Origin of the sequence: Acinetobacter sp. YH16056_T, from assembly GCF_024605895.1 — a bacterium.
Classification (GTDB): Bacteria; Pseudomonadota; Gammaproteobacteria; order Pseudomonadales; family Moraxellaceae; genus Acinetobacter; species Acinetobacter amyesii.
This window is the reverse complement of the sequence record NZ_CP094545.1, coordinates 894,737-918,605: the sequence shown is the minus strand read 5'-3', so window position 1 is coordinate 918,605 and position 23,869 is coordinate 894,737. Positions and strand designations below refer to the sequence as shown.

Sequence of the window (23,869 nt, the reverse complement as noted above, 5' to 3'; positions counted from 1 at the left end):
CCATCACCACACAAACAGGTCTATACTCAAGATACATCGCTTCAGGGCGGGGTGAAATTCCCCACCGGTGGTAAATTTGCTGGGTTGAACGCCCTACAAAAAGCCCACGAGCCAATCGTTTAAACACGATTCGCAGATCAGGTGCAATACCTGAGCCGACGGTATAGTCCGGATGAAAGAAGACGACGTCACATCTCTATATCATTGATCATTTTCAATATATATCGTAACGCCACTATTTCACACGTCCTGAAATGTTCAACCGTATCTAAAATTTACGCGAGCGTTTCAATGTCTAGTTTAATTCAACCCGAAATTTTCTTTTCTGCCCTTCCACCTGCAGAACAGCGCATGCTGCAAGCCTTAGAAGACATTCGTCAAGGCAAGCCTGTTTTAGTCATGGACGATTTTGACCGTGAAAATGAAGCCGACCTGATTGTTGCTGCAGAAACACTCACTGTAGAAACCATGGCACGTATGATTCGTGACGGTTCAGGAATTGTCTGCCTGTGTTTAACCGATGCTCAAGCCAATCATTTAGAACTTCCACCCATGGTGTCTGATAACTCTAGCCATTTTAAAACTGCCTTTACTGTCACCATTGAAGCTGCGGAAGGTGTTACTACTGGCGTTTCAGCAAAAGACCGAACAACAACAGTCAAAGCCGCAATTAAAGATGGTGCTGTTGCTAGTGACTTAAACCGTCCGGGTCATGTTTTTCCTTTACGTGCGCGTGAAGGCGGCGTATTGACCCGTCGTGGACATACTGAAGGGACTATTGATTTGGCACGTCTGGCCGGTTTAAAACCTGCAGGTGTTTTGTGTGAATTAACCAACCCAGACGGCACAATGGCCAATGGCGTACAAGTTTTAGCGTATGCACAAACCCATCATTTGACTGTACTCACCATTGAAGAAATTGTGCAATATCGTTTACAGCACAATCTCTAGTGCGAATTAATTAAAGCTCTACACATTCATAAAAAGGCTGATTGAATCAGCCTTTTTTATTTTTTACTGCACATTTCAAGTTAAGAATTAAACCGTGAATATGCTATAGATCCCGTAGATGGCAACTACCACTAAAATCAGCCCACACAGTGCCAACAATTTTTTATACCAGCGTGATTTCGACAATCGATGAAAAGACAAATACACCAAAGACAAGGTCGCAAAATCTAAAACGATCCAACTGAGGGTCAACACAATTAAACTCAGATTAAGATGAGGAGTAATTCCTACAAACTGCGGAAAAAATGAAGCAAAGAAAATAATATCCTTAGGATTTGAAATCCCCACGATCAGTCCTTGCTTAAAGCCCCCTTGAGCTGCTTTTAACTGCAGAGATTGCTCAGTGGGCTGTGTCATCACTTCTTTTAAAATATCAAACCCAATATAAGCAATATATATACAACCCAGTATTTTAATGCCATCGAGCCAGTGCGCATTCACATTTAAAATGCCTTTTAAAATACACACCGACAGTACGATCAAAATCAGTGAAGCAAAATTCGTCCCGACAATGGTTTGAAATGCCTTTTTATAGCCACCTTGTAAGCCTGCACTTGCGACCAACAGCATGACAGGTCCAGGCGTTGCAATCATTACGATGACTGCCACACAATATAAAAAGTACTCCGAATAATTCACGCTGAGATTCCTTCACTTATTATTTAGATCACGATAAATTTCATACATAAAAAAAGAGGACTTAGTCCTCTTCATCCATGTTTTGCAATAAATGCAAGCGAATGGCATCTGCTCTTAAGAATGCCAAATCATAGCTGGCTGTGGCGAGTGCCAAAACGCGACGCTCAAATTCATCCCACAACGGTCGTACCTGTTTGTAATGTATCCCGAGTCCACTGTCATCTGTGAAATGACGGTTTTTTTCGCAGAGCTTGAGTGCGTGATACAGTTTTCGGCCTTTGCTTGCATCTGGACGTAAGCGAACTCGCTTAGACAAAACAAAGCCTTCGACATGGACGATATCTGCTTGCGGCAACATCGGTATTAAAATTTGATCTAACTGCGCATCTAAACGACACCAAATGGCCGTGTGTTGCTCGGCTGTATAGGTATTCCATTTTATGACTTCATGGTTAAAGCGGCGGCAACCACGGCAGACTGAATCACCAAATACCGTAGAACAACGCCCTGCACATGGGGTCAACGAGGCAATTCGACGATCAGTACTCAAAACCGGCTCCATTCAATCAATATTTATAGGATAGAAACAACTCGGCATGACTATACACGCTAAAACTGCTGAAATGAAGCCATGATGAAATGTGTGGCTAAAAGCCACCGCATTACTCGCTTATTCATCCAAATCGCGGTAGAATGTGCGCCTTAATTTTTATCCTGTTTTATTCATTTGGAGTACTCCATGAACGCTACTGTAGAACAGCTTGCACCTGTAGAACAGCAAGCGACCTCTGGTTGGGTTGTTGCCGCACTTTATCAATTCAAAGAAGTTCAAGATCCTGCTGATCTTCAACAACGTCTTTTAGACTTGGTAAAAACCATCAACCTTTGCGGTACTCTAATTGTGGCAGGTGAAGGTATTAACGGTACAGTTGCTGGTGACCGTAAATCTGTAGATATCATCCATCAGTTCCTTCTCAACGAAGGATTCAATGCGATGGAATACAAAGAATCGCATAGTGCGGATAAACCATTCCGTAAAATGAAGATCAAACTGAAAAAAGAAATCGTGACTTTAGGTGTGGAAGTGAAACCACGTGATTTAGTCGGTCACTATCTTGATCCTAAAGAATGGAATGAACTAATTACACGTGATGACGTAATCCTAATTGATACACGTAACGACTATGAGTACAAAGCAGGTACATTTAAGGGTGCGATTGACCCGAAAACTGAGACTTTCCGTGAATTCCCTGAATACGTGAAAAAAGAGCTTGAGCAGCATAAAGATAAGAAAATTGCCATGTTCTGTACAGGCGGTATTCGCTGTGAAAAATCAACCTCACTTTTACTTCAAGAAGGCTTTAATGAGGTTTATCACCTTAAAGGCGGTATCTTAAAATATTTAGAAGAAACCCCTGCTTCCGACAGCATGTGGGAAGGTGAATGTTTCGTATTTGACGGTCGTACTGCTGTCACTCACGGTATGGAAGAAGGCGAAAATATCAAATGTCACGCATGCGGTTGGCCACTGGCTCCTGCTGAAGTTGAACTTCCGAGCTACGAACACGGCGTATCATGCAAATACTGTATCGACAAAACTACTGAACAGCAAAAAGCAGGCTTCCGTATGCGTCAATCACAAATTGTGGCAGCAAAACGTAAGCGTCTCTAAGGAAAATTTGTTGTAACGATATATAAATAAAAGCCCTATTTTTAGGGCTTTTTTTACGCATTCTCAACAGTGACTTAATTTTTTTGACAAAATAACTATATCTGGTTATTTACGAGAATCAGTTCGCGCATTTATGCTTATTCTGATCAATTGATCCGAGAAAATCATTATAGATAATTGAAAAGGAAAGCATTATGCCAAAATTAATCAACTCTCCTATTGCAACCTCAAGGCGCCTTGCTTTACCCGCTCCACGTGTAAAAGAAAGTGTTGCAGAATTAAAACACCTCCTTAACCAACAGTCGCATATTTTGATAGTCAGTATTGCCACATGCATTGGTGCAATTTTTGCCTTATTTATTGCTTATACCTTGCACTTACAACCCACTCTGCTCAACATTCTTGGACTTTGTGCGATTCCATTTGCTTTATCGCTGAGCTTACGCCAAGTCTATATTCACACCCTGTTAAATATGGAACATGATGATTAATTTGCGCACCTTGCAAAGCTACTTATTGCAACTTTGTCCTACGCTGTTCAGTATATAAAACGATTTTTAAGGCTGCTAAAGCGCCAAAATCAAAAATAAAATCCAAACTGCACAGCGTAAACTCAGTAATATAAAAACCGTACTCTATGCCTATCAATTATTCAGTTTTACTATTACTCAGCATTGCTCAATACCATCACTCATTCATACATTTTCCTTCTCATTAAGCCTACGTGCTACTTAATACAAGATGAACTCAACATTTGTTGTTTTTGCTTAGGTGGTTTCAGGAATATTTAAAACGGAACTTTACCCACTGCGCTTTTCAACATAGGATAAATACACCTTTTCTCTGCCTTGGCTACCATGACTTTAACTGAATGGATCATTTCAATCATGGAACAATTGGGTTATCTCGGTATTGCCCTGCTCATGTTTCTTGACAATGTCTTCCCCCCAATCCCCTCTGAAATCATTATGCCCTCGGCTGGCTATTCTGCCTCCCAAGGTCAACTACTCCTCATTGGTGTCATTATTTCAGGTTGTGTCGGTTCTTTACTGGCGGCTGCATTGCTATATTGGATTGGCTATAAATTTAAGCATGAATCCATCTTTCACTTCGTCGATCGCTATGGAAAGTATTTATTTATCAAATCGGCAGATGTAAAAAAATCTCTAGCATGGTTTGAGCAATACGGTCACCGCATTGTATTTTTCGGACGAATGATTCCAGCTGTGCGTTCTCTCATTAGTATTCCTGCTGGAATGAGCCGCATGCCATTTTGGAAGTTTATGTTTTATAGTGGTTTAGGTACGATTATTTGGACCACTTTTTTAGCTTGTATGGGTTTTTATTTAGGTGAAAATCAGCAGTTAATGCAGCAAATATTTAGTAAAGTTGGCCATGTGATTATTCTGATCACAGTCATCATTATTGCTTGGATTTTGTACCGTCGACATCAACGTCGACCTCGTTAATTTTTTGTTTTGGGGCTTAAATGAAACACTATCTCCTACACTTTGCTGCTGTTTATAGCATCGCCTTGGTGCTTTTGATTACCGTATTAATTTTTGGATTAAATCTTGGTGGTATTACATTAATTCCTACATTGGTGGCATGTGCATTAATCAGCGTTGGGCATTTTGTAAAGAAAGAACAACGTGTGCCTAGCAACCATGAAAAGATCCAACTGGTTTGGGGCTCCAGTGCCGTTGCAATCATCATTGGTAGCTTTTTTGTGCTGTTCTTGGTGCTGATGAATCCCAATGCCGAAAGCATTATGAAGTCTGTGGATAATGCAGGCATTGGGCTAACTGCTGTAATTATGCTCTGCATGGTCGCCATTCATGGCACGATATTTCATATTGCCTACGGTTGGTATGCAGACTACTGCGCTAAAAAATTATAAATTTTTTTAACTTATTCCGTTAGAATTTGAATCAATACCCTTCACTGAAACTTAAAATTGAGTGAAGAAACTTCGGGCAAGCTATACTCGCTCTTTATAAAACGAAAACATGAACATTAAATAATGAAAAAATACATCATCACATTTAGCATTGCTTATGCCCTCGCCATGGTCGCTGTCGCAGCCATAGAGTCTTTCTTTGATTTACCCGGTGGTTCATCCATTACCTGTCTCATCGTGGGCGGTTTTGCTGCGGCATCCAGCTTTGTTAAAGACCATCAGCGAGTGCCAAATAAGTTAGAAAAGCGAACTTTGATTTGGAGCTGTATTTTAGCTTCGGTTCTCATCAGTGTCGTTGCTACAGTCATTTGTCTCTTGATCTTCCCTGAAACCCAAGCCTTTATTCAAATGGCGCTAACGCAATTACCCGCTTGGGTCTGGCTGCTTGCTATCAGCTTTACCTTATTCATCCATTATCTCATGTTGGCTTTATCTTTTGGATGGATGGCAAAGAGCTTCTTAAAAGCCAAACGTAGTTAAGCCTTTAGACTAACTTTGAATTGAAAAGGTATAGCGCTAAAAAAAGCACCCCAAGGTGCTTTTTTTAAATTTCGTCGAAATTAATTTGGTGTGTGATACATCAAATATAATTCGTTCAAATTGGTTGGGATTTCTTCTGCAAGTTCATCCATCAACTGACCATTACGACGGAAAGATTCCATTTGTGGATCTTCTTCATCAATGCCGCTGAACACCATGATTGGCAAAGTTAAATCTACCAATTGTTCTTCAAACTCGTCGGTGAACCATGCATCTTCGTTTAGGAACATGGCATCAACGAAGCCAACACTCCAGTCACCAAGACTTGATTCAACATCGGCTTCTTCAATTTCAAATGGAAATTCAATACCATCTTCATTGGCAAGATTCTGACGAATCGATTCGAGCCATGCTTTTACTTGTGCAATAATTTCAGCAGGTACTTTTTTCTGATTGTTATCAAAAAGTTCGTCTAGCCATTTATCAAAAGCTGGGCCTACTGCAATTGCACATAAAAAACCATGAGTCGCTGCAAAATCTAGACCATGCTCGTTGTCATCGCCGTCTAAATAGTCACTCAAAAGGTCTAAATCTAAAGCACTCATTTCAAATCCAGAGTTAGAAACTTAATGCGTAAGCATAGCATTTTCAAGCGCTATGCTAAATCGCTATTTAGTCTTCTTCGTCATCAAAATCATCGTCATCGTCGATGTCGTAATCAAAATCTTTAAGCTCACGTTCAAGACGGCGCTGAGCCAGAAGGTCATCAATAAGTCGGCGCTTTTCTAACGATTCTTTCGCGCTAGTTTTTGCACTGGCCTCATCGAAATTCACATCATCATCACCGTAGTTATCATCTAGTTCAAAATCTGTAGAAGACACCAAAACTACCTCATAATGAAAAAAATTGAAGGGGTCTAGCCGCTATTTATATGGGATATAAAATATTGTCAAGTTTTATTTGTTTTTTTAACAACTAAACTTTAAAAATAGGTCTTTTTTTCTTACCAAAACCTGTGGCATGATATAATCCACCCTGCGTCCTTCATTTTTATGACAGTCAAAGATGACTCGTAAAATAATCGATGCATGGGATGAACTTGAAAACAACAATTTCAGCCCCACCTAAATTACTGAATTTAAATTTTTAATATCTCATTGGACAGCTTGATGCTGTACCGTCCTAATGGGATAAGCCAGCTATTAACAAGATTTAATGAGACGATCGTGCTAAAATGCACGGTTTTTTACTGCCACAGATTCAACGAAGAGTAAGCAAAGATGAGCGATATGACTTCCCCTACTTCTCAAGTAGCGGCTCTGATTAGCCGAGGCAAAGAGCAAGGTTACCTAACTTTCGCCGAGGTTAACGATCATCTCCCGGACTCAATCACTGAAAGTGAACAGATTGAAGACATCATTCAGATGTTGAATGACGTGGGTATTCCGGTACATGATCGTGCACCAGAAACTGACGATACAATGTTTGAAGGTGGCAGCGAAGCGACTGACGAAGTTGCTGAAGAAGAAGCCGCTGCTGTACTTGCATCTGTTGAAAATGAACCCGGTCGTACCACTGACCCTGTGCGTATGTATATGCGCGAAATGGGTACAGTTGAGCTTTTGACACGTGAAGGCGAAATTAGCATTGCAAAACGCATCGAAGAAGGTATTCGTGACGTTTTACATTCTATTGCTTATTGGCCAAATGCAGTCGAAGTTGTATTGCAAGAATATAAAGATTATGAAGCGGGTGAACGCCGTTTAGCTGATATTCTTTCTGGTTATTTAGATCCAGAATCTGACGAAGCCATCCCTGAAGTGATCGACGAAGATGATTCTGAGATCGATGAAGATGAAGCGTCAACCAACAAGCCAACTAAAGATGTCAAACTTGATGATGACGATGAAGAAGAAGAGTCTGAAGGTGATGATGATTCTGAAGGCGAATCTGGTCCAGATCCTGAAATTGCTAAAGCACGTTTCACTGAGCTTGAACAAGCATGGTTAGTCACTAAAGCTGCAATTGAAAAACATGGGCGTAACAGTAAAGAAGCTGCTGCTGCACTTGAAGCACTTGCAACTGTGTTCATGATGTTCAAATTCACACCACGTTTATTCGACATCATCTCTGATTTGATTCGTAATACCCATGACCAAATCCGTACTTCTGAACGTGAAGTTATGCGCTATGCAGTACGTCGTGGTCGTATGGACCGTACTCAATTCCGTACGTCTTTCCCAGGTCAAGAATCTAACTTTGCTTGGTTAGATGAACAAATTGCTAAAGCACCTGCAGAAATGAAAGGCTATCTTGAAAAAGTCCGCCCTGACGTTCTGGCATTCCAACAAAAAATCGCTGACATCGAGAAAGAACTTGGTTTAGATGTTAAAGGCATCAAAGACATTTCTAAACGTATGTCGATTGGTGAAGCGAAAGCTCGCCGTGCGAAAAAGGAAATGGTTGAAGCTAACTTACGTTTGGTAATTTCGATTGCGAAAAAATACACCAACCGTGGTTTGCAATTCCTCGACTTGATCCAAGAAGGTAACATTGGCTTGATGAAAGCGGTGGATAAATTCGAGTATCGTCGTGGTTATAAATTCTCTACTTATGCAACTTGGTGGATTCGTCAGGCGATTACGCGTTCGATTGCCGACCAAGCACGTACTATTCGTATTCCAGTACACATGATCGAAACCATTAACAAGATCAACCGTGTATCTCGCCAACTTCTTCAAGAAATGGGTCGTGAACCTACACCAGAAGAATTAGGTGAACGTCTAGAAATGGACGAAGTGAAAGTTCGTAAAGTGCTTAAAATCGCGAAAGAACCAATTTCAATGGAAACACCAATTGGTGATGATGAAGATTCGCATCTTGGTGACTTCATTGAAGACGGTAATATCACCTCTCCTATTGACGCTGCAACGTCAGAAGGCTTAAAAGAAGCAACACGTGAAGTTCTTGAAAACTTGACTGAACGTGAAGCGAAAGTCTTGAAAATGCGTTTCGGTATCGATATGCCAACCGACCATACCTTGGAAGAAGTGGGTAAACAGTTTGACGTAACACGTGAACGTATTCGTCAGATTGAAGCGAAAGCATTGCGTAAATTACGTCATCCTTCACGCTCAGAACATCTGCGTTCATTCCTTGAGAATGATTAACCTATAACTAGGACAATGCAGGCTTGAATATGGGGTTTTCCGCCCCATATTATGAGCATGTAGCAAATAATTCCAAATACCTGCTCATTGCAGGTATTTTTAAATAATGAGGTGTCCCATGACTGATATGACTAATCGCGCTCCTTCACGTGAATTGCAAGAGCATCTTTGGGTCTTCCCTATGGACTACCCTATTAAATTGATTGGTAATGCAGGTGAAGAACTTCGCCTTGCAGTGAATGAAATTTTTGTTAAACATTTTCCTGATTTTGATGGCAGTAAAATGACTGTGACTCCATCTCGTACAGGTAAATATCATTCAATTACTGCTCAATTACGTTTCGAAGAGTTAGAACAAGTACATGCGGTCTATGCGGATTTAGCAGCTTGTAAACACATTCGTACCGCGCTGTAATTCTGTTGATTTAAATAAAAAAGCACGCTTTCGAGCGTGTTTTTTATGTCTAAGTATAATAGTAATACCCTCAAGTAATTCAGTATTTAACCCCCCTTTTGTACGTCTAATTCATTATAATCCATACATGACTTTGATAGAAAAGGACACGAAATACGTGACTGAAACTGTTCAAAAACCCGAATTAATCATTCGTCAATATAACCACCTTACCCCTTATGCAGACCGCTTTTTAGAGATGAAAACTCTCACTGAACAGCGAGATGAAAACTCACCTGATGAGCTGTGGATATTGCAACATCCCGATGTATTAACTCAGGGGCAAGCTGGCAAACCTGAACATATTTTGGTGCAAAGTAACATCCCTGTGGTACAAACAGACCGTGGTGGACAAGTCACTTGGCATGGACCGGGTCAGTTGGTCGCTTATTTCATGTTTGACTTAAATCGCTTAGGTTGGAACGTGCGTACGCTGGTTTCCTATGCAGAAAACTTGATGATCGAACTGCTGAAAAAGTACGGCATCGACGCTTATGCCAAGCCTGATGCACCCGGTGTTTATGTTGCAGAACGCAAAATTGGTTCTCTCGGTTTTAAAATTCGTAAAGGCCGCAGTTATCACGGTTTGGCACTGAATATCGATTGTGATCTATTTGGTTTTCATACCATTAATCCATGTGGCTATGCTGGATTAGAAATGGTTCGTATACAAGATTTGGTGCAAGATTACCCTAAATTTGAAAACTTATGCGTCGATATCATTGATACTTTGAAAAACAGTGGTTACTTTAAAGACGTAACAGTCAAACAACTATAAAAGACTTTGCTTTCTCAAATAAAATAATTTAGAGTAAAAGCTCTAAATTAATAATTATAGATAAGGGATGTACACGTGATTGCAACTAAATCCGTTAAACCCGCGCTCCAGCAGGCCTATGTCAAACTCATGATGGATGTGATTGGCAGAGGTCTGGTCATGGCGAGCCAGGTCGATGAAGAAATTAAACAAGAAGTTGCTAAATTTCCAGTTAATTTTATTTTATCTATGAATGTTTTTCCTAATGGTGCTGCATTTGTCGCGCAAGTCACGGAAGACCATCAACTCAAACTCCTCACACCCGGCACTCAAAAGCCTGACTTAACCATTACGTTTAAGCATTTGAATCATGCCTTTTTGGTCTTCTCATTTCAAGAAAGTACCGCACAAGCCTTTGCCAATGACCGCATGATCGCCGATGGTGATTTGTCTTATGCCATCCGACTGGTGCGTTGTCTCAACAAAATGGAAGCGTTAATTTTACCTAAATTGGTGGCTGAATTGGCTGTCAAAGAATATCCAACACATTTAAGCCTAAAAGAAAAACTGAGCGGTGCTGCAAATATTTATTTAAAAGTAGCCCAGTCTTATTTAAAACGGAGCGCATAACACATGGCTAAACCATATTACGAATTTTTCTGTCCTGTAAAAGTGATTGCTGGCCATGCTGCTTTAGAACACATTCCATTCGAACTGTCTACTTTAGGTGCTAAACGCCCCATGATCATTACTGACAAAGGCGTTCGCAGTAATCAATTACTTGCACCGATTGAAGCGGCATTTGAAAGTACCGAGACGGTGATTGGCTATATTTTTGATGATGTTCCGCCAGACTCAAGTCTAGAAACCGTACGTAAAGCGGCTCAACTTTACCGCGACAACCAATGTGATGCCATTATTGCCGTCGGTGGCGGTTCAGTGATTGATACCTCTAAAGCAACCAACATCTTGGTATCTGAAGGTGGTGATGACTTACTGAAATACTCAGGTGCGCACAACTTACCTAAACCTTTAAAACCATTTTTTGTGATTCCAACAACCTCAGGGACAGGTTCAGAAGTGACTATGGTCGCTGTGGTTTCTGACCCTGAAAAGAATGTTAAAATGGCTTTTGCATCGAATTATTTGATGCCACATGCAGCAATTCTTGACCCACGTATGACGCAAACTTTGCCGCCTCATCTTACAGCAATGACAGCGATGGATGCGATGACGCATGCCATTGAAGCCTATACGTGCATGGCGGCGAACCCGATTTCAGATGCCTATGCAACTGCCGCAATCAAGAAAATTAGCAATAGCTTATTTGGTGTATTAGATAATACCAGCGATGCACATGGGCGCTTAGAACTTGCACAAGCCTCTACGATGGCAGGAATTGCATTTTCGAACTCAATGGTCGGTTTAGTGCATTCATTAGGTCATGCGCTGGGTGCAGTCGCTCACCTGCCCCACGGCTTATGCATGAACTTATTCTTGCCGTATGTGTTGGAATACAACAAAGAAGTGAATGGCGATAAGATTGCTGAATTGCTATTACCACTGGCTGGTCCTGATATTTATGCACAAACACCGGCCAACCTCCGCGCTGAAAAAGCTATTTCAACGCTTTTAGCCATGCGTGACCGCTTGTTTAGTTTGACCAAATTACCACGTACTTTGAGTGAAACAGGTAAAGTGACTGAAGCTCAATTAGATGAAGTGGCAGAGAAAGCACTGAATGATGGATCGATTATTTATAATCCTAAAGAAGCCAGCTTAGAAGACCTCAAAACTATTCTAAAAAAAGCTTGGTAATTGCTGAAAAATAAGCGAATATAGCGAAAAATTAAGCCTGATGTTTTTTTAAACATCGGGCTTTTCACTTGCAGAACGCAATATCAGTTATTTTTTAATCAAACTGGCATAATTTCTGCTAAAAATAATTTCAAAGTTACTGACAAAATGTACCAATTTGGAGTAGATTGGCGCACTTTTGTTTTAAAACGTAGGGGGGATCGTTCGTCTCAAACGATCCTTAGAATATGACTGATCCTTGATCAACGATAAGAGGATAACGCCGTTGACAAATATCTCTGGGACTCAATCGGCAGCTAAACTGCAAAAAACGCTTGGACTCTGGCACATTATTATTATTGGTTTGGCTTACATCCAACCAATGACTCTATTTGATACTTTTGGTTTAGTATCTGAAGAAAGTCATCGACACGTGCCGACATCTTACATTATTGCCCTGATTGCAATTCTGTTTACCTCGATTAGTTATGGTCATATGATCCGTCGCTACCCTTCTTCGGGTTCTGCGTATACCTATGCCCAAAAATCTATTCACCCGAACGTAGGTTTCATGGTGGGTTGGTCTTCTTGGTTAGACTACCTATTATCTCCAATGGTAAATATCATTCTTGCAGTGATTTACCTTGAAGCACTATTTCCAACAGTAAACCACTGGGTATGGGTCATTGTGCTAACGGCATTCATGACTGGAATTAACTTACGCGGTGCGCGTTTTGTTGCTAACTTTAACAGCTTGATTGTACTTGTGCAGTTATTAGTAATTGGTATTTTCACGTGGATGGTCTACAGCAAGCTTCAAATGGGCTTCAATGCTGATGGCCCTATTTCTGCTGCAGAACGCTACCAATTATGGAGCCTTGAGCCATTCTGGAATGAGCTGACGTCTGTGGGTGCGCTGATTACAGGTGCAACATTACTGTGCTTCTCGTTCACTGGTTTTGACTCATTAAGTTCATTGGCAGAAGAAACCAAAGATACTGAGAAAACACTGCCGAAAGCGATTTTCTTAACTGCTTTAATCGCAGGGATTATCTTCATTATTAGTACCTACTTCATGCAGCTGTTCTTCCCTGCTGAGCCAGGTAACTATTTCAAGAATATTGCTGAAACACAGCCAGAGATACTCTTGCTCGTCGGCGGCTCACTGTTCCAATCCTATGTTTTAACTTTTGCGATTGTGACAGTAATGGCATCAGGTATTTCTGCTCACGCAGGTGTATCACGTTTAATGTATGTTATGGGCCGTGATGGTGTTATTAATAAGAAAATCTTCGGTCATATCAGCCCGAAAAATTTCACCCCATCTTATAACATCATGATCGTAGGTGCGGTTGCATTAACTGCGGGCTTTATGAATCTTGATATTGTCATTTCGATGATTAGTTTTGGTGCATTGACAGCCTTTACTTTCGTGAACTTATCTGTGATTTCACGTTATGCACTTCGTGATGGCCGCACAAAAACAGCCAAAGATATTTTTAGCTTCGTGGTTATTCCAATGCTTGGCTTTATCAGTATCTTTGCGATGTGGTTAGAAATTGAAGAAACTGCTTTGAAATATGGTTTATGGTGGGCAATGTTCGGTATTTTATACCTTGGTTATAAAACTAAAGGTTTTAAACACCCTGCACCGCAGCATAACGAATTTGATGATAAATTCTAAGCAAGTTTATCTCTAAACAAAAAAGGCGCTTAAAGCGCCTTTTTTGTTTTAAATATACCAATTAAGGTTGTATGAATTTTCTAGATTGCTGAAATTGAATTGAAATTTCTTCACACTTGTCTGGTGTATTGCCTTTTAATTCAACCGATGCTCCATCACCGTGTGACCATATACCATCTTCAACAGTCTCTAAATTTACAGCTGCTTCAAATATATGCTGTTGTTGTGGATAGAGTTTGATATCTATAGGTGTATCACATACTTGTTTTGGAAAATATGGTCTAACCTGCTCGAATAATTGCATGGTTAATGGCATATCACATTGCAAATGAATGGTGACTGGTACGCTATTGGTATTTTTTAAGATCAATTGAACATTTTGCGAATTAAGATCCGCTTGGGCAGCAGGTATTTCTACATACGTTTTTGTGTCAATCGACTGACGATCAAATGGATTGAGGAAGGCTAATTTACGTTCCACGCCATAACAAGAATCCTGCACGGAAGCTGAAAACTCTAAATATCGTGTCCCCAAGATAATTGTTCCGCGGCCATCCCCTGCATGACCGATATCAATGATTGGATCACCTGTGCCTTCGATCGTTACCCCGCCGCTCGAAAAAAAATCAATTTCACAGCCTGACAATATGGACATCAGGCTGCAAAGTGTCAGTATTTTAAAATTTAATTTTCGCATCATGTTGATAAACTCCAAAGCGAAATGCACGATTTGCTTCAGGATTCCCGTCATCCATTGCGCAACGCTCCGCGGCAAGTTTTAAAAGTTGTAGTGAGTATTTCTGCCAAAGCTCTAAGCTCATTTCATGTAATTTATTAATCGATTCTTCTGTTAATTCGTCAGCACAAATGGCTTGTTCTAAGTAAGGTATTTCATCAGGATTCAATAAATTATGCAAACCCGCTTCTAAATGCGCTTGAACATTTCGTGTTAAAATTTTACGTGCTTCTAACTGCGAAGGATCTGGAATAAAACGACGTTGTTGTAAATACACCTGTCCATCTTTTTCAGTGGCAATTTCCAAACGAACAAGCTCATTGAGTACCGAACGTGGATGGCGCTCGGTGGAGATACGTTTCACCAGCATTTCAAAGCTATTTTCTGACTCACTGCTAAATGGTAAAGAATCCCCCCAACCTTCTGCAAGCCACAAACCCATCACACGTGATGGCACACTAATCGGCTCCGAAACAGTCGCTTCGGTCAAATCCTTACCTTCAGAAATCACTTCTTTATAAGCAGTCACGTCTTTACGGTGTAGGCCAGAAAGTAAACTGATCGCGGAAATCGTCGGTTTTTGATCGATACGCTCTAACTCTTGTACAGCTTGTTGGAAAAAAACCGGTTTCAATGCAGCAGTAAACTCGGTATATCCCACACCTGAGCGAATCAGCCATTGGCTCAGCTCATTCATCAGCACCAATACTTGCTGTAAATTTTGATCTGCCTCATTAGTGAGAAGTTTGCTCATTGAATTGCCATGAAAATTAGACTGCATAAGTGAAATTTTCGCATTGTTTAATCTACTTCACAATTTTTATCTGATGAGATCTTGAGGATATTCAGTAAAAAAATGATTATTTACATTAAAATGCGTAAAAGAAACACTGATCGAGATATCTAAACTTTCAACACTATGCCACCAACCAATTGGGATAAATAAGGTTTCCCCTGGTTGCAAAATGCACTCGAACGGTGTCACATTTTCTAACAGTGGATAGGCTACTAGATCAGCCTTTGCGACGTCTGAAACCTGACTGAATACCCAATGATCGTTATACATATACGGCATTTGCCATGCAGGAATCAAAGTCACTTTTTTACGTCCATAGATTTGTGCCAACATATTATTGGTTAAGTCATAATGCAGTGGTGTAAATGTGCCTGCAGGGCCAAACCATAAAAAATGTCGATCTTTGATCTCTTTTTGACAATAACCTTTGGCGAAGTCACCTAGATCCTCACTTATCTTTTGCATGAACTGCTTATTTTGAGCGGCGTTATTCGCAGTTAAATAAATGTCATTGCTACGCTTAGTGGCTTTGATTTGTGCGACAAAATCTTGCATCAAAATAATGCGTTTCAACTGTACCGATTTTTTTTCAAAATCTTGATACTGCTCACGATGCATCTGGACTTCAACCAACTCATTTTCAAAATGCTGTGCAAAATATTTAGGACTCCATTTATGCAATGCAGGCCAATGTTGTATCCCACCTTTTAAAATGACCGGCCGCATCTGGCTATAATACTGCTCTAGAAATGTTGCAAAATCAGGTGTTTCTATGCAATCGATTGTGGATGGACTGTGGTCGTTCAATTGATTCAATTGACCCATCACCTGTAATAACCAGCGCTGTTTATTCTGCTGTTGCTGTAGTTGCTTCAGTTTTTTAAAAATTACGTTATTGTTTACATGCTTTAAAAACTGAATGATCAAATGATTTGAAATATTTTTTTGCTTAATTTTTTCTAAAATTTCAACTGTCTCTAAGCCCTCAAGACTGTAGTCCAAAAGTTCATTTTGCAGCTGTTCTGAAAGTTGTTCATCTTCAGAAAATAAGTATTGATCCACCCTTGGGCTTAATCCATGTGATTGTAAAATTAGACTTATTTTCTGTACATCGCAACCATTTTCAATATTTTCATTCAACCAATTTTGCCATTCCGTCGGTAAGGACTGATACCAATTTTTACTTTGCTTTAGATGTTCACTCTGGCTTTCTACATTCATTTTCACCACTCCACCCTCTTTACAAGTGAAGTATAAATGATCTATTTTTAAAATGCTAAATTTTCGCATTTTAAAATTATTTAAACACCGCGAATGTTATGAATCCGTCAAATATCACGCGGAATGACATAACAAAGTAAAGGAGAAAGTTCATGAAAATTCGTCATTTAGTCATCGTTAGCAGTCTGTCTTTAGCTTCAATACCGGTATATGCAGGTTTTGCCGATACCATGCGTGATTTAAGAAATACGCTGAATCAATTTAATGAAACATCCAAAGAAGTATCGAATACCGCAAAAGAATGGACAGGCAGTCGGGCCACGACTAACTCAAATTATGCTGCAAATGGTTTCAGCATGGGACAGCAACTCAGACCTAAAATTAATAATCTACCGCTTTATCAAACTGCCGATAAATCGAGCCAAGTCATTAATAAACTGTCAAAAAATGCAGACATTATTTTTGCGGGAAACATGACTAAAACAGGTTTGATAGAAGTCACTACAGAACATGGCAATGGCTGGATTGAGTCACACCTTGTGCAATAAATCTAGATTTTAAAAGTGTATACAACGGCATCAGCCATACATAACAACTTCACTCTATTGAGCACTAGTCATGAATAATAATCACAAAATCAGCATTATCGCTGCTGTATTTACGACATTGGTGGGCTGTGGTGGATCAAGCTCCAATGATGGTGGCGCGACACCTACACCTACACCTACACCTACACCTACACCTACACCAACACCAACACCAACACCAACACCTACACCTACACCTACACCTACACCAACGCCAACGCCAACGCCAACGCCAACGCCAACGCCAACAACTGTAGCGGATAAATTCACAGGAGAATGGATTCAAGGGAACTCTGCCCTCGGTAACAGTAATTGTGATTTGCCACAAATTTCAATTCATAAAACTAGTGAAAATTCAGTCAGTTCACTGAACGAAGAACTAAAATATGCGGTACACAATAGTTCAAGTAAAACTTGCAGCGGTGAATTTATTTCCAAACGCTATCAATTACTTCATGACATGGTCATGAGTGAAATACAGCCGGCTGCAACACTAAATAACTTTGAATATCATTCGATTAAGTTTCAACCAGTCAGAGGTGGCGCGACGAGCAAACGCGTTTTAACTTTTTTAAATAATCATTCTTTCTGTGTAATTAACGCGACGATTTCAAATCCAAGCTATATCATCATGCAACGCGGACTAATTACTGACCCACTCAAGGACAGCCGCTGCTATACAAAAAATTCCAATGAATTCTTCACCAATTTAAAACCGAAAACCAAAATCACAGCTGCGGACTTTAAGTCTGAGAATTTTATTAATACCACCGACACAGTAAACTTCTTGGCTCAGCTCAATACAATGGGACAAAGTGGTTATAAGTTAATTGGCTATGATTCTAAAACTTTGGACAATGGTAATGTTAATAGCTACATGAAACTTGCCAATGAAAATACGCGTTTCAATCATATTGTTGCAGACCGTACAGCACCCTCTATCGCTGACATATATTTTACATGGCGTAATCAGTTAAATGAAAAAGGCAAATCAGGCTATCAATACCTGCATAGCGTCAGACCAACCAATGCCCTGAATTTCAAAGATTATTTCATTAAAAAGGAAAATGATACCGCGACATATACTTACGACAGCGGCTATGTTTCCCCGCTCGTAGACCCAGTGCAACTGGAAACTATGCTCAATACACTGGGTGCCCAAGGCTGCCGTATTATTCAATTCAAAAGCTATTACACAGGTTTTCGTCCTGAAATTCTGAACGGCAAACAAAATAGTCCTAAAGTTGCAACCTGTATAAATAGCAGCGCACACCATGGCACTTACAGCTATCGCTATAAAACTTACCCAACCGGCAGCAATAGTGTAGAGCGCAGCATAAAATTACAGGAGATGATCGATGAGCAAGCTAAAGACGGTTACCGCTTAGTCAGCCGTGCTTTAGATATGAGTTCAACCACCAAAAACGGCATGCTGTTTATGAAAGACAGTGAAAACACTAATGTCGGTGAGTTTAAAGTCTTTAGTGAAACTGTCTTTGCAACGTCGACATTTAACGACGTCTTACTGAAACGTCTTCAGCAGCAAGGTCAATTGGGTTGGTTATACACCAGTGGTCAACTTCTATTTGCAAATAATCCAAAACATCTACAAACAGAACTGAGTGACTTTAATTTAATTGATTAATTCATGAGGTATCTCGAGCTTTTCCATGTCCTTTATTTTTTACATCAAGGACATGGATCATTCACATAAATCAAAGCAGTGATAAAAATCACTTATTTTAAGCGGCAATTAAAACCCATCTTGGTATCAACGATATTATTTTCATAACCTAAGCTTTGAATAAATTGATTTCGATCTGCTACTAACTGCTGATCGGCAGGGCTAAGACGCGCTTTATTTTTTTGAGCCAAGCTGTATGTTTCATTGACTAAGTCTTGATATAGCCCACATACTTCCTGACGCTTTGCTTTTTTCAATTGGCGACCACCATACCAAGACCTCTCAAAATCGTCGGCTTTTAGTGTTTTTCCCCATTCCTCAATACGCTGATTTTGCCTTTGCTGCATTTCCAGCATACCCTGCTGGATTTCAGCTTTAGTAAAAGGCTTAATCACCTCAACCTTCGGTACAACTGGAACATTTTCTGTAGTTGCAGTGACGGTCACTGGTGTCTGTTCTGTTGTGTTCGATACGGTTGGATTAGCCCAACTCATTGATGAAATGAATCCGGTCGCAATCACGACACCAAAAGCTTTTAAATTTATAGATTTCAAGTTTTAAGTACCCGTTTTATTTCTTCACAGTGTTCTTATACACATTTTTATATTGATGCTGAAGTTTTTAAGCCCTTATTTTACAAAACTTCATTGCTGTAAACGGTTCACTGTGTTCACTCCCAATAAAAAACCGCTCGATAGAGCGGCTTTTTGAACAGATCACACTTAGACCAATTCTTTAAAGTCTTGCTGACGCCAAGCTTCATATAAAATCACAGCAGTAGCATTAGACAAGTTTAAACTACGCGAATTTGGTGCCATCGGGAGGCGAATCCAATGTTCTTTTGGGAACATCATACGGACATCTTCCGGCAAACCACGTGTTTCAGGCCCCATCAACAGTGCCACAGGACGATTTAAATTAGAGGTATGCGGTGTTTCAAAACCTTTGGTGGTTAATGGATAAATGGCATCCATGTCAATACCTTGCGCTTTTAAGCCCGCAAGGCATTCTTCAAAGTTTTCCCACACTTTCATGTGTGCCCATTCATGATAATCCAAACCGGCGCGGCGGAGTTTTTTATCATCCAGCTCAAAACCTAATGGCTTGACCAAATGCAACTGCGCTCCAGTATTGGCACATAAACGAATGATATTCCCTGTATTTGCAGGAATTTCTGGCTCGTATAAAACAACATGGATCACAGTTTTTTTCTCTACTCTTTAGTTAAATAATGGCTTAAAGCTCAGGCTATAGTTTCTATAGCTGTAGCATAAGTTTAGATGGTACAACAAGCGCTTGCTTATCTACATTGCTTAGCTTTCGCATTGCAATTGGACAATACAATAACTTGCTTATTCTCTTTGCTCAGGCATAGCCTTCGCCTTGCACGTGGACAATTCAGCAGCTTGCTTATCCTCTTTGCTCAGGCATAGCCTTCACCTTGCGCTCGGGCAACGCGTTGCGTTGCTTATCCTCGCTCATGCCATTGAAGTTGTTCACGCAGACTCACCACATCACCAATAATGGTCAATGTAGGCGCCTGAATTTGGTATTCACTGACTTTAGATGCAATATCTGCCAATGTCCCAACCACGACTTTTTGTTCAGGTGTCGTCCCTTTAGAAACCAATGCGACAGGCATATCTGGACGCTGCCCGTGCGCGATGAGTTTCTCACAAATTTTTTCTAGACCGACCAAGCCCATATACAGCACGAGCGTTTGATTTTGATAAACCAACTCATTCCAAGGTAGCTCCGGTGAACCTTCTTTGAGATGTCCTGTCAAGAAGCGTACACTTTGCGCATAATCTCGATGCGTTAAAGGAATCCCTGCATAAGCCGAACATCCAGAGGCAGCAGTAATTCCCGGAACGACTTGGAAGGCAACGCCTGCCGCAAAGAGTTCCTGAATTTCTTCACCGCCGCGGCCAAAGATGAACGGATCTCCACCTTTTAAGCGGCAGACGCGTTTTCCCTCAATGGCATATTTCACCAGTAAGGCATTGATGCCTTCTTGCGGAACAGCATGATTGGATCTTGCTTTACCTACATAGATTTTTTCGGCATCGCGGCGGCAGAGGTCCATAATCGGCTGAGAAACCAAACGGTCATAGATCACCACATCCGCTTGCTGCATTAAACGCAGAGCTTTTAAGGTCAACAGTTCAGGATCACCCGGCCCTGCCCCAACCAAATACACCTCACCTTTCGGCTGTTTCCATTCCAATAAGGCCTGTTCAATCAAACGATTGGCTTCAGTCAAATTGTCATTGAATACTTGCTCTTTGAGCGGACTTGCATACAAATCTTCCCAAAAAATACGGCGTTCATCTGGATTGACGATTTTGGCTTTAACAGCTGCGCGCCATTGGCCTGAGAACTCAGCCAGTTTGCCCATGCCATGTGGAATTGAGCTTTCTAACTGGGTGCGGATTTGGCGTGAAAGCACTGGCGATGTGCCATTAGATGCAACAGAGATGACCAGCGGAGAACGGTCAATTATCGCAGGAACCATAAAACGGCAATGCGGCGGATCATCGACACTATTAACCAAGACATTTTCAGCTTCGCAGGCTTCAAATACCGCCTGATTGACAGCTTTGTCATTGGTTGCTGCAATCACTAAACGAAACTGACGCAGCGCAATGGCATTTTCTTGATAAACCGATTCGTGATAAATCGAGTTGAGATATTGACCTTGGGTTTTATTAACCAAGCTCAATAAATCATCTTCAATTTCAGGTGAGCAAACTGTCAGCTGTGCGCCCGCTTTTGCAAGCAGCACAGCCTTTCGATATGCAATTCGACCACCGCCAACAATCAGACAAGGTTGCTGCTGCAACTTCAAAGAGATTGGAAAGATATCCACACACGACCTCAATAGTTTAAATCTGATTGTCTTAAGCAATTTTTGTGCACAAATGTATGCACTTTATCGACTATTAATCGATAAATTCAGCACCGCCCATATATGGACGAAGTACTGCTGGAATTTCAATTGAACCGTCTGCACGTTGATAGTTTTCCATCACGGCAAGTAAAGTACGACCAACTGCCAAACCTGAACCATTCAGCGTGTGTACAAACTCAGTTTTCTTTTGGTCAGCACGGTAACGCGCTTTCATACGGCGTGCTTGGAAGTCACCCATGCATGAGCAAGATGAAATTTCACGGTAGGTATTTTGACTTGGCACCCAAACTTCTAAATCATAAGTTTTGATTGCACCAAAGCCCATGTCTCCGCCACACAGAACGACTTTACGGTATGGTAAGCCTAATGCTTGAAGAATACCTTCGGCATGACCCGTTAATTCTTCCAAAGCATCCATCGAAGTTTCAGGTTTTACAATCTGAACCATTTCTACTTTGTCAAATTGGTGTTGACGGATCAAACCACGTGTATCACGGCCATACGAACCCGCTTCGCTACGGAAACATGGCGTATGTGCTGCATATTTTAAAGGTAGACGTTCTGGGTCAATGATTTCATCACGCACGAAGTTGGTTACAGGCACTTCTGCAGTCGGGATCAGGTAGTATTCTTTTTCGCCTTGAAGTTTGAATAAATCCTCTTCAAATTTAGGCAATTGGCCTGTACCACGTAAAGAATCTGCATTAACTAAATAAGGTACATACGCTTCTGTATAGCCATTTTCCAAGGTATGTGTATTTAACATAAATTGGGTAATTGCACGCTGTAAACGCGCCAATGGGCCTTTGAGTACGCTAAAACGAGTACCTGTCAATTTGGTTGCGGTTTCAAATTCTAAACCGCCCATCATTTCACCCAAGTCAGTATGGTCTTTGATCTCAAAATCAAACTGACGTGGTGTACCCCACTTTAGAACTTCAACATTGTCATTTTCGTCTTTGCCTTCTGGCACAGACTCATGAGGTAAATTTGGAATCGATAAAGATTTGGCTTCAAGTTCAGCCTGAAGCTCAGAAAGTGCAACTTCTGCGGCTTTAATTTCATCACCAATAGCAGACATACGTGCCATGATTTCAGATGCATCACCGCCAGCTTTTTTAATTTGACCAACTTGTTTTGCACCAGCATTACGTTCAGCTTGTAACGACTCAGTTTTAGACTGAATTTCCTTACGGCGAGCTTCAAGGTCTGCCCACTCTGCTACGTTAAGTTGAACACCACGTTTTGCTAAGGCTAAGTTTACAGCCTCAATATTATTTCTGAGTAATTTCGGGTCGATCATAGCCAATCTTAAGTAAAGAAAAAAACTGGCTATAGTGTAAGCTCTTAACACTTAAAAATACAGTGACCGAGCTTACAGGTGCCCCTTATTAGACCAATAATCTTGCTTCAAATTGTCTTATTTGGTTTCGTAATTTGGCAAACTTGGTAAATATTCAGGTTTAAATAGCCCTTTAGCCATAAAATATGGAAGTTTTAGCTCAGGCATGCCCTCTGCGTAGCTCGCCAATTCATACAATGGATAAGCAAATACGATCCCGTTCGCGCCATAATAAAAATTATCGCTTAACTGTAGTTTTGAACGTTCAATATCGTGACTATCCAACCACATATAGTTGGCATCAAAAAGTGCGCTAATCACTTTCGCGTCTGCACCTTTGACCAAGACATCTTGTAAAGCCAAACGTTTTTTGGCTTTTAAATCAAAATTGACATATTCAACATGCGACATGCCATGAGCCGCATGCGCTGCGTAGGTATAGCTTTCGATTGCAAAAGTTGCGATATGTCCCCACTGACTAATATATCGAACAGAAGTGGTACTTTGACTTAGGCCTACATCCGTCTTGTCTGATAAATCGATTTTTTGATTCGGCTCAGTTGAAAATGCAATCGGGTCTGCTTTTTTAATCCGATCAGTAAAATATTGATTAATCCAATCAACATTGGTTTCAACTGTTTGAATCCTATATTGGGTACAACCTTCCGCATCGCAAGCTTGAGCTTTTGGTAATTGCATCTCAACAGATTTAGATTGAATAAGTGGAATCGCATCAGCGACGACCGCTGGCTTCTGTTCCGTCGTTGCACCTTCAACAGGTTCATTTCGAGGATGGCAGGCCGTTAATGACCCGACTAAAACCACAGCTGAAACAGCCCAAGCTATATTATTCATATGATTTTTTTTCATCCCAAAATTCCCTATAGCAACAATCAAAACCACAAGTTACTTCATTTAAGCAAACTGTGAATATCAGCATACTACTAAATTTCACTTAAATTCAGCT

26 protein-coding genes and 1 riboswitch are annotated in these 23,869 nt (G+C 40.7%); of the genes, 14 read left to right on the top strand and 12 right to left on the bottom strand.

From position 1 onward, the window contains the following. Positions 1–34: 34 nt before the first annotated feature. Positions 35–188, top strand: a riboswitch (FMN riboswitch). A gap of 103 nt (positions 189–291) precedes the next feature. Then, the gene (ribB, locus tag MST17_RS04495) at positions 292–951 is read left to right on the top strand and encodes a 3,4-dihydroxy-2-butanone-4-phosphate synthase (protein ID WP_078191365.1); all 660 of its coding nucleotides are present in this window, start codon (positions 292–294) and stop codon (positions 949–951) included. Positions 952–1,038: 87 nt separating this feature from the next. Here the strand turns inward: ribB and MST17_RS04490 are convergent, their stop codons facing one another. Both MST17_RS04490 and MST17_RS04485 read right to left on the bottom strand, forming a co-directional pair. Beyond that, entirely contained in the window at positions 1,039–1,650 is a 612-nt protein-coding gene (locus MST17_RS04490) for a LysE family translocator (RefSeq protein ID WP_180025800.1), read from the bottom strand. Positions 1,651–1,711: 61 nt separating this feature from the next. Next, positions 1,712–2,200, bottom strand: coding sequence for a DUF1289 domain-containing protein (locus tag MST17_RS04485; protein ID WP_078191447.1), 489 nt, complete (start codon positions 2,198–2,200; stop codon positions 1,712–1,714). A 189-nt stretch (positions 2,201–2,389) separates the two neighbouring features. Between MST17_RS04485 and MST17_RS04480 the strand changes: the two genes are divergently transcribed. The 5 genes from MST17_RS04480 (at position 2,390) to MST17_RS04460 (ending at position 5,762) form a co-directional block, all read left to right on the top strand. Then, entirely contained in the window at positions 2,390–3,322 is a 933-nt protein-coding gene (locus tag MST17_RS04480) for a rhodanese-related sulfurtransferase (protein WP_180025801.1), read from the top strand. 194 nt (positions 3,323–3,516) lie between these two features. Next, a complete protein-coding gene (locus MST17_RS04475; protein WP_180011540.1) occupies positions 3,517–3,813 on the top strand; it encodes a hypothetical protein in 297 nt (98 codons plus the stop codon). A 366-nt stretch (positions 3,814–4,179) separates the two neighbouring features. Then, positions 4,180–4,791 carry a DedA family protein gene (locus MST17_RS04470; RefSeq protein ID WP_111885305.1) on the top strand — a complete coding sequence of 204 codons (612 nt, stop codon included), beginning with the start codon at positions 4,180–4,182 and terminating at the stop codon, positions 4,789–4,791. Positions 4,792–4,811: 20 nt separating this feature from the next. Continuing rightward, positions 4,812–5,222 carry an ABZJ_00895 family protein gene (locus tag MST17_RS04465; RefSeq protein WP_180021958.1) on the top strand — a complete coding sequence of 137 codons (411 nt, stop codon included), beginning with the start codon at positions 4,812–4,814 and terminating at the stop codon, positions 5,220–5,222. Between the two features lie 123 nt (positions 5,223–5,345). Then, positions 5,346–5,762 (top strand): ABZJ_00895 family protein, encoded by a 417-nt coding sequence (locus tag MST17_RS04460; RefSeq protein ID WP_078192190.1) that lies wholly within the window; start codon positions 5,346–5,348, stop codon positions 5,760–5,762. A gap of 80 nt (positions 5,763–5,842) precedes the next feature. Here the strand turns inward: MST17_RS04460 and MST17_RS04455 are convergent, their stop codons facing one another. Both MST17_RS04455 and MST17_RS04450 read right to left on the bottom strand, forming a co-directional pair. Further along, on the bottom strand, positions 5,843–6,367 hold the full coding sequence (locus tag MST17_RS04455; RefSeq protein WP_078191372.1) for a YecA family protein: 525 nt from the start codon (positions 6,365–6,367) through the stop codon (positions 5,843–5,845). Between the two features lie 67 nt (positions 6,368–6,434). Beyond that, positions 6,435–6,644, bottom strand: coding sequence for a PA3496 family putative envelope integrity protein (locus MST17_RS04450; protein WP_078191373.1), 210 nt, complete (start codon positions 6,642–6,644; stop codon positions 6,435–6,437). Between the two features lie 399 nt (positions 6,645–7,043). Here MST17_RS04450 and rpoD point away from each other — a divergent pair, with 399 nt between their 5' ends. The 6 genes from rpoD to MST17_RS04420 all read left to right on the top strand — a co-directional run bounded on the left by rpoD (position 7,044) and on the right by MST17_RS04420 (position 13,625). Continuing rightward, positions 7,044–8,933, top strand: coding sequence for an RNA polymerase sigma factor RpoD (rpoD, locus tag MST17_RS04445; RefSeq protein WP_078192191.1), 1,890 nt, complete (start codon positions 7,044–7,046; stop codon positions 8,931–8,933). A gap of 127 nt (positions 8,934–9,060) precedes the next feature. Further along, on the top strand, positions 9,061–9,348 hold the full coding sequence (locus MST17_RS04440; RefSeq protein WP_078191448.1) for a YbeD family protein: 288 nt from the start codon (positions 9,061–9,063) through the stop codon (positions 9,346–9,348). A 157-nt stretch (positions 9,349–9,505) separates the two neighbouring features. After that, positions 9,506–10,165, top strand: coding sequence for a lipoyl(octanoyl) transferase LipB (gene lipB, locus MST17_RS04435; protein WP_180183115.1), 660 nt, complete (start codon positions 9,506–9,508; stop codon positions 10,163–10,165). Positions 10,166–10,240: 75 nt separating this feature from the next. Then, complete coding sequence (locus MST17_RS04430) at positions 10,241–10,774, top strand: hypothetical protein (protein WP_180011534.1); 534 nt, start codon at positions 10,241–10,243, stop codon at positions 10,772–10,774. A 3-nt stretch (positions 10,775–10,777) separates the two neighbouring features. Further along, a complete protein-coding gene (locus MST17_RS04425) occupies positions 10,778–11,962 on the top strand; it encodes an iron-containing alcohol dehydrogenase (protein WP_111885299.1) in 1,185 nt (394 codons plus the stop codon). A gap of 265 nt (positions 11,963–12,227) precedes the next feature. Then, positions 12,228–13,625: an APC family permease gene (locus MST17_RS04420; protein ID WP_111885298.1), complete on the top strand. Its 1,398-nt coding sequence runs from the start codon at positions 12,228–12,230 to the stop codon at positions 13,623–13,625. A 61-nt stretch (positions 13,626–13,686) separates the two neighbouring features. Here MST17_RS04420 and MST17_RS04415 read toward each other — a convergent pair whose 3' ends face one another. The 3 genes from MST17_RS04415 to MST17_RS04405 form a co-directional block, all read right to left on the bottom strand. Further along, positions 13,687–14,325: a hypothetical protein gene (locus MST17_RS04415; protein WP_180025802.1), complete on the bottom strand. Its 639-nt coding sequence runs from the start codon at positions 14,323–14,325 to the stop codon at positions 13,687–13,689. Beyond that, positions 14,303–15,115 (bottom strand): DUF6502 family protein, encoded by an 813-nt coding sequence (locus MST17_RS04410; protein ID WP_180025803.1) that lies wholly within the window; start codon positions 15,113–15,115, stop codon positions 14,303–14,305. Before MST17_RS04410 ends, MST17_RS04415 begins: the two co-directional genes overlap by 23 nt. A 66-nt stretch (positions 15,116–15,181) precedes the next feature. After that, positions 15,182–16,378, bottom strand: a complete 1,197-nt coding sequence (locus MST17_RS04405; RefSeq protein WP_180025804.1) for a cupin-like domain-containing protein — start codon at positions 16,376–16,378, stop codon at positions 15,182–15,184. Between the two features lie 152 nt (positions 16,379–16,530). On the opposite strand from MST17_RS04405, the gene MST17_RS04400 reads away from it, so the two are divergent. Then, positions 16,531–16,926: a hypothetical protein gene (locus tag MST17_RS04400; RefSeq protein WP_078192198.1), complete on the top strand. Its 396-nt coding sequence runs from the start codon at positions 16,531–16,533 to the stop codon at positions 16,924–16,926. A gap of 70 nt (positions 16,927–16,996) precedes the next feature. After that, positions 16,997–18,610, top strand: a complete 1,614-nt coding sequence (locus MST17_RS04395; protein WP_180025805.1) for a PT dipeptide repeat lipoprotein — start codon at positions 16,997–16,999, stop codon at positions 18,608–18,610. Positions 18,611–18,702: 92 nt separating this feature from the next. On the opposite strand, the gene MST17_RS04390 is transcribed toward MST17_RS04395, so the two are convergent. From MST17_RS04390 to MST17_RS04370, 5 genes are all read right to left on the bottom strand, one after another. Further along, complete coding sequence (locus MST17_RS04390; RefSeq protein WP_218949159.1) at positions 18,703–19,203, bottom strand: hypothetical protein; 501 nt, start codon at positions 19,201–19,203, stop codon at positions 18,703–18,705. Between the two features lie 168 nt (positions 19,204–19,371). After that, entirely contained in the window at positions 19,372–19,851 is a 480-nt protein-coding gene (locus MST17_RS04385; protein WP_180025806.1) for a tRNA (cytidine(34)-2'-O)-methyltransferase, read from the bottom strand. Positions 19,852–20,117: 266 nt separating this feature from the next. Then, on the bottom strand, positions 20,118–21,518 hold the full coding sequence (gene cysG / locus MST17_RS04380) for a siroheme synthase CysG (protein WP_180025807.1): 1,401 nt from the start codon (positions 21,516–21,518) through the stop codon (positions 20,118–20,120). Between the two features lie 73 nt (positions 21,519–21,591). Further along, a complete protein-coding gene (gene serS, locus MST17_RS04375; protein WP_180007573.1) occupies positions 21,592–22,863 on the bottom strand; it encodes a serine--tRNA ligase in 1,272 nt (423 codons plus the stop codon). A 117-nt stretch (positions 22,864–22,980) separates the two neighbouring features. Further along, the gene (locus MST17_RS04370; protein ID WP_180025808.1) at positions 22,981–23,772 is read right to left on the bottom strand and encodes an RsiV family protein; all 792 of its coding nucleotides are present in this window, start codon (positions 23,770–23,772) and stop codon (positions 22,981–22,983) included. Between the last annotated feature and the right edge of the window lie 97 nt (positions 23,773–23,869).